Here is a 6,805-nt window from a genome sequence, read left to right as displayed (position 1 = left end):
AATTTCAAGGACGTTCTTATGACTGTATGATAGCTCATACAACCATTGTATTTACAAGATACATCATGTTATCTGTAGAAAATAGAAAGAGTGCTGACCATCGTTCACTAGGAAGATTATTTTATCTTTGTTGTGATGAATTGGAAGATATTAAATTCTTTGAATCCATCAGCTTAATCTTAGATTTATTAAAAGATGCTTTAACTGAAAAGCTATCGCTTACAAAAAAACAATTAAATGAGTTTATGAACTATTTTATAGCTTCGCTACCTACTGTTTTAAAGGAAAAGCTGGCTATTTTGTGCTGCGAAAGTTGAGTTTATAAGAAACGCAAGGAGCTAGACAGGAGCTTTAAGCTTCACTCAATCAATAATCCACAGGCTATGAAGATATTTACATTAACAAGGCTAGATAAGGTGTTTGAGATATAGATAAGCATTTTAACATTACAGAAAACAAGTTTTTTAATAAGAAACCCAAACTTTCTTGCAAGAAATTGCATGTTTAGATTTGAGTGAATTAAAGCCACAGAGAGCAAATGTATATTATTACTGATAAAATATTGGTGTAAATTATTTTAAAAAAAAATATGCTAATAGCATTTGTAACTTGGAACATAAAACTTACAACTTAAAAACCGTCGAAAACCCCTTTGCTTTTACAGAATATTTTTTAGAGAGAAATAGAAATTGGAATTATATAATTTTTTCAATGGAAAAGAGGAAAATCATATCATTTGTAGAATATTCAAATTATGGGTATTTTTTTGTCGTTGCAATACAGAAAATGTAGAACTATAATCTTAATATATAAATTGCAATAAACCATTTACATTTCGTTCTCTCAAATGCCCCCAAAAGCATTGGCTATTTGAGAAAACAAAATGTAGGTTTATTAATACATTATATGTATTAGTTAAAGAAAGCGAGAATAAATGCTATGCAGCAGCTAAAAAGAATGTTTTTCGTAGCCATTATAGTTTCCATAGGAGCACAATTTTACCTTAATTTTTTTGTGGAAGGTTTTATTATTACCTTCTCGGTTATTTTACTTCCTCTTCTTTTATATAAAAATCACAGTTTAAATCCAATTTTAACATGTATCATAACAGGAATAGCATCGCCTCTTTTGAGAATTTTTGTTATATTTATAAGTATAAGAGATTTTAAAGAATCTATTTATTTAGTATCACCAGATGTAGCCTTTTATTTTACCTATGGTTTTGTATTTTACTATCTATATACTAGCTATGATAATAAGAACCTGACTAGATTTGCAATAACGGTATTATCAAGTGATTTCTTATCGAATTTAGTTGAGATAAGTGTTAGAACACATATAGTTGGACTTGAGGGGAAAATTGTAAAGGGACTTTTTATAATAGCATTAGTTAGATGCGTAATAGTAATTTCTATTATAATAACCTTTAAAAGGTATAGATCATTCTTAAAAACCCAAGAACACGAAGCAAGATATAGAAGACTTATGTTACTAACATCTATATTTGAGAGTGAAACCTATTTTATGAATAAAAACATGAAATACATTGAAGATATAATGAAGAAAACCTTCAAAGCATATAGGCTTTCTACAGAGAAAGATATACCTAAAGAATTTCAAGATATTATTCTTGATTTGTCAAAGGATATCCATGAAATAAAAAAGGATTATATACGTGTTATTAAAGGATTAGAGCAAATTTTTACAAATAAGCTAAAAATCGAAAAAATGAGTATCAAAGATATGGTGAATATTTTAGCTATTAATACAAATGAATATATAGAAAATGAAGATTGGAATATTGAGTTTAAATACAAGGTAAAATGTGATGTCTTTGTAAAAGATCACTACTATTTGATGTCTATACTTAGAAATCTAATTAATAATGGAATTGAAGCATGTAAGGATGTTTCAAATCCTAATATAAATTTGATTATTGAGGATGAAGATGAGAAAATTAAAATCTATATATCGGATAATGGAGTTGGTATAAAGGAGGATCACATGGATTATATATTTAATCCAGGATTTTCTACAAAGTTTGACAAGGAAACTGGTGACATAAGTCGAGGAGTTGGATTAACTCTTGTAAACAATCTAGTTAGTGATCATTTCGATGGGAAGATTGAAGTTAAATCAAATTTAGGGAAGGGTACAACATTTATTATTACAATAGATAGAGATAATATAGAGGGTGAATAGGGTGAAGTTTTATATAGTTGATGATGATATAAATATTGTGAAAATCCTTCAAGACATTATTGAGGAAAAAAAGCTTGGTGAGGTTGTGGGATACTCCTATGACGGTGACACGGCTTTAAAGGATATTTTAGAAATCAATCCAGATATTGTTTTGATAGATTATCTGATGCCTAACAAAGATGGAGCAAGTCTAACAAAGGAAATACGAAAGATTACCCCTGATATATATTTTATCATTATTTCTCAGGTTTCAGATAAGGAAATGATTGCAGAATCCTATAACTCTGGTATTGAATTTTTTATAACCAAACCTATCAATATTATTGAAGTAGAAAAGGTTATTAAATCCGTATCACAAAAAATCGAAATGTCTAGAGCTATTTCAAATATAAAGGGAATGCTTAAGCTTGGTTTTGAGCCTGATAAAAAAAGCAAATTGGAAAGGGAAAATCAGATTAATAGAATCAAGTATATTCTAAGCAGCATTGGTATATTAGGAGAAAAGGGTTCATATGATATAATTAAAATCTGCCAATATATGATTGAAAATGAAAATGATAGATATATAATAAATGATATAAATGATATTTGCTTGAAACTCGGTGAAAATCCCAAAATCATGAAACAAAGAATGCGTAGAGCCATAATGAAAGGTATTAGAAATATTGCAAATACTGGAATTGAAGATTATATGAATGAATGCTTTGTTAAGTATTCTAATTCTTTATTTGATTTTGAGAGTGTTAAGGCGGAAATGGATTATATAAGGGGAAAAAGAGTTTCAGGTGGTAAGGTCAATGTCATTAAATTTATCGAGAATATACTTGTTCAAAGCCAACTATTCTAGACTACTTAAAAAATATTCAAAAAATTCCAAAATAGAAATGAGTTATTTTGAATCGTTGTGAAGCATTTTGAAGTTCCTCCTTAAAATATATTAATAAAGGGAGGGATTTTATGGAAAATTTACTTGAACATTATGGTATTTGGTCATTATTACCACCACTAGTAGCAATTATTCTTGCTTTTAGAACTAAGCAGGTAATACCATCATTATTTGCAGCAATTCTTGTGGGGGCTACTATTATTTACAAGGGAAACGTTTTCATGGGCTTTGCAAAAACTATTGAGAAATATATTGCAGGGTCAGTTGCCAGTGAATGGAATGCAGGAATTATAGTTTTTGATATTGGGCTTGGAGGTATGATTGGTATAGTTGCAAAGTCAGGCGGTGCAAAGGCTATAGCTGAGTGGCTTGGAGAAAAGGCTAGATCAGCTAAAAGTGCTATGGTAGCAACTTGGGCTATGGGACTTGCAATTTTCTTTGATGATTATTCAAACACATTATTAGTTGGTACTACTATGAGACCTTTAACAGATAAACGACGTATCTCTAGAGAAAAGTTGGCATTTTTAACAGATGCAACTGCGGCACCAGTTGCTAGTATGGCACTTATTTCTACATGGATAGCTTATGAACTAGGACTTTTAAATGATGCCCTTGCTTCTATTGGTTTTGAGATGAATGCATATGAAGCATTTGTTAAGTCAATTCCTTTTAGATTTTATAGTATTATAATGCTTGGATTTGTTCTTATGATTGCAATTACTGGTAGAGATTATGGTCCTATGCTAAAGGCTGAAAGAAGAGCTAGAAAAACTGGTAAGCTTGTAGCCGATGGCTCAACCCCTCTTGCATCTAAGGAACTTACAGAAATGGAAATAAAAGAAGATATTCCGCTAAGAGCTTATAACGCTATTATTCCGGTATTAACAGTTATAGTTATGGTAATTGTTGGATTGTATATAAATGGTCGTGGAGCAGTACTCGGAGGAGATGATACTGAACTTATTAACGCATTAAAGCAAACACCATTTGCACCTAGTGTACTGCGTCAAGTAATAGGTAATGCAAATGCAGCTGTAGCAATGATGTGGGCATCATTTTGTGGTTCAATAGTAGCATTTGCACTAGTGCTAGGACAAAAGATACTAAACTTTAAAGAAGCTATGGAAGCATGGATAGATGGTGCTAAATCATTAATAATAGCTATCATGGTATTAGTATTGGCGTGGGGTATAGGAAGCATATGTAAAGATTTAGGAACAGCTAAGTATCTAGTTGGTATATTAGAAGGAAAGGTTGCAGCAGGAATAATTCCTATGGCAGTATTTATTTTAGGATGTATTATAGCATTTTCAACGGGAACTTCATGGGGAACTACAGCCATATTAATGCCTATAGCAGTTCCTTTGGTGTATCAATTAAGCGGTGGCGATACAGGAACAATTTTATTTGCAACAATAGGTGCTGTATTTACTGGAGCAGTATTTGGTGATCATTGTTCGCCTATATCAGATACTACCATAATGAGTTCTATGTCAGCAGCTTCAGACCATATTGACCATGTAAAAACACAAATACCTTATTCATTAACAGTTGCTATAATCGCTTTATTAGTTGGCTATATACCAGCAGCTGTTTTAGGTATAAATCCATGGATATCACTATTTGTTGGATTAGGATTGTCTTACCTAGTAATTAAATTCTATGGTAAAGAAGTAGAAGACCCTGAATTTATGAAGGAAGTAGAAGAAAATATCATTACATAAGTAAATAAAGTTAATATTTAACAAAGCACAAAATAAATGAGTAGGAGATAAATAATATTGTATTTTTCTTCCTACTTGTTTTTTTTATAAACTTAGGATAGTATAATGTTATATAATTTAACTCACCGAGCTAGTTTTTATCGAGGGAGTTTTAATATTTCCTTTTCGTTTATGTGATAAACCTGTTTTTTATATAATTTTAAGGGAGAAACAGGTTTATAAAAATCACTCAAATGAAATATTAAAATTCCCTAAGGCATCTTAGAAATCAGAAATTTTATTTACTAGCGTGGCGGATTAATTTTAAATTAAAATAATAGATATATTAATAAAAGAGGGATGGATATGAAGCATAGATTTATAGCAAAGCGATACTGGAATGATATTTCCACACCTATGGGAGAAAGTGGAAATCTTATGAGGGAGTATGACGACCTTATTAATTTTAGCTTAGGAGACCCTGATTTAATAACAGATGAGAGGATCATTAGTGCTGCCTTTGAGGATGCAAAAAATGGACATACACATTATACAGATTTTTTAGGAGACTTAGAATTAAGAGAGGAAATCTGTAAATACTATAAGGATACTTATAAATACCATGTACAACTGGAAGAATGTATGATTACTACAAGTGGATGTCATGCTATGTGGCTTGTTTTAGAATCAATATTAGATGATGGAGATGAAGTCATAATACATGAACCCTGTTTTACTCCATATCCACAACAAATTCAATTAACTAGGGGTAAGCCTGTTATATTAGAAACCGACGAGGAAGACGGTTTTCAAGTAGATATCCATAGATTAAAGGCTCTTATAACCAATAGAACCAAGGCGATAATCATAAATACTCCAAATAATCCAACAGGTACTTGTTTTAGTAAAAAGACACTGGAGGCAATAGCTAAAGCTGCTATAGAGCATGATCTCATAGTTATCGCCGATGATATATATACTGCCTTTAGTTATGAACAGCCCTTTATTCCAATTACCACCATTGCAGGAATGAAGGAGAGAACCATAACAATTGGTAGTTTTTCAAAGGATTATTGCATGACTGGATGGCGTGTAGGCTATGTATTGGCTCCAGACTTTATAATACAGACTATGAAGGATGTAAATGAGAATAATGTATTTACAGCACCTTCTATTTCTCAAAGAGCTGCTTTACATGCTTTAAGAATGAGGGATAAAATACAACCCCCTATAGTTGAAGAATATAAAAAAAGAATGTTTTATGCGTATGAGAGAATTAAAGATATCCCCAATATGTCTACTTTACCACCGAGAGGGAGTTTGTATTTATTTGTTAATATTAAGAAAACAGGACTAAGTTCAATAGAGGTTGCTGATAAGATATTACGTGATGCCCATGTATTAGTTCTTCCTGGAAATGCTTTTGGAGCCTGTGGAGAAGGGTATATTAGAATAGCAGTTACTGTGGGCTTAGATCAGCTGAAGGAAGCCTTTGATAGAATTGAAAAGATGGAGATTTTCTCATAGATAAATCTCTTTAATCAATGTTTAAAGATTTGGATTGTGATAAGGGTGACGATTGGGGTGATGACAAGGGGACGTTTCATTTGTCAGGTGATGACATGATAAGGGGACGCATGACAAGGGCATGACAAGGGGACGTTTCATTTGTCATATAAAAAAACACTTTAGGAATATTTGAGTCAAGAGTGACGATTTTTTTGACCTTTTTTTATGTTCTGGGTATGTGTAGTAATTAGGTAATATCTAAAAAACAATACTAAGAACACAAAAAAAATCAAGCATTTACAAATTTCTACACAATTTTTACAAAAAATGTATTATATTTATTAGTATATAAGCTTTATATAAATAATAAAACCAAAAAAAGTTCAGGAAAGGAAGATTTTTTATGAAAAAAATAATATCAATGCTAATCACTATAACCCTAATAGCAGCAAGTACAGCCTTTGTATTTGCAGAAAAGGGGGAGATATCACAAAATGAAGTA

General features: G+C 31.2%; 4 protein-coding genes and 1 pseudogene. All 5 read left to right on the top strand.

Annotated elements, in window-relative coordinates; genetic code table 11:
- Positions 1 to 317, top strand: a pseudogene (locus BUB36_RS18125) (IS4 family transposase); the annotation flags it as partial.
- A 622-nt stretch (positions 318 to 939) separates the two neighbouring features.
- A complete protein-coding gene (locus tag BUB36_RS18120; RefSeq protein ID WP_073153574.1) occupies positions 940 to 2,202 on the top strand; it encodes an ATP-binding protein in 1,263 nt (420 codons plus the stop codon).
- Position 2,203: 1 nt separating this feature from the next.
- The gene (locus BUB36_RS18115) at positions 2,204 to 3,049 is read left to right on the top strand and encodes a DNA-binding domain-containing protein (protein WP_073153571.1); all 846 of its coding nucleotides are present in this window, start codon (positions 2,204 to 2,206) and stop codon (positions 3,047 to 3,049) included.
- A 110-nt stretch (positions 3,050 to 3,159) separates the two neighbouring features.
- Complete coding sequence (locus BUB36_RS18110; RefSeq protein ID WP_073153568.1) at positions 3,160 to 4,815, top strand: Na+/H+ antiporter NhaC family protein; 1,656 nt, start codon at positions 3,160 to 3,162, stop codon at positions 4,813 to 4,815.
- 345 nt (positions 4,816 to 5,160) lie between these two features.
- Positions 5,161 to 6,321 carry a pyridoxal phosphate-dependent aminotransferase gene (locus BUB36_RS18105; RefSeq protein WP_073153565.1) on the top strand — a complete coding sequence of 387 codons (1,161 nt, stop codon included), beginning with the start codon at positions 5,161 to 5,163 and terminating at the stop codon, positions 6,319 to 6,321.
- Positions 6,322 to 6,805 lie beyond the last annotated feature (484 nt).

The sequence above is a fragment of the Paramaledivibacter caminithermalis DSM 15212 genome, assembly GCF_900142245.1.
Taxonomy (GTDB): domain Bacteria; phylum Bacillota; class Clostridia; order Peptostreptococcales; family Caminicellaceae; genus Paramaledivibacter; species Paramaledivibacter caminithermalis.
Note: the sequence above shows the minus strand (reverse complement) of the source record. Positions and strands in the feature narration are given on the sequence as shown.